General features: G+C 61.4%; 1 pseudogene. It reads left to right on the forward strand.

From position 1 onward, the window contains the following. Nucleotides 1-352: 352 nt before the first annotated feature. A pseudogene (locus ACNA7R_RS20605) lies at nt 353-557 on the forward strand (ATP-binding protein); the annotation flags it as partial.

Consider the following 557-nt stretch of genomic DNA (forward strand, 5'->3'; position numbering starts at 1 on the left):
GGATGAGCGATGTCTCGCCGACGACGGATTTCTTTGCCTTGGGGTGGATCCGGACCGAAAAACTTGTCACCCTAACGACGCGTGCGGTTCGTCGCGAGAGATGGATGAGATCATGGATTTTCTTCGAGGCGCTGCGCTCGAACATCCGGAGGCATCCTTCGTGGTCGGGTACGCGGCATACACCCACATCCGCCTTGGACATCCGGATAGCGCGGCGGAGATTGCTCACGCATGCCGAGCCGCAGATTGGTGGTGCGGGCTCGTCCAGGGACACGTCGACCAGGCGGTCGGCCGCATCGATCTTTCGCATCAGCATTTCAGGAATGCACTGGGCTCGGCGCCGGATTCGATCCGGTGCGAGTTCATGGATGCGGCCGAGAACGTGGTCCTGATCGGCGGGCCCGGAACCGGGAAAAGCCATGTCGCGACCGCCCTCGGCGTTCAGGCCATCGAGCATCACCGCAAACGCGTACGCTTCTTCTCGACTGTCGAGTTGGTGAATGCGTTGGAACAGGAAAAGGCCCAGGGAAAGGCTGGAAAGATCGCCGAGGCGCTGG

Source organism: Natronococcus sp. (assembly GCF_047921035.1).
Lineage (GTDB): Archaea > Halobacteriota > Halobacteria > Halobacteriales > Natrialbaceae > Natronococcus.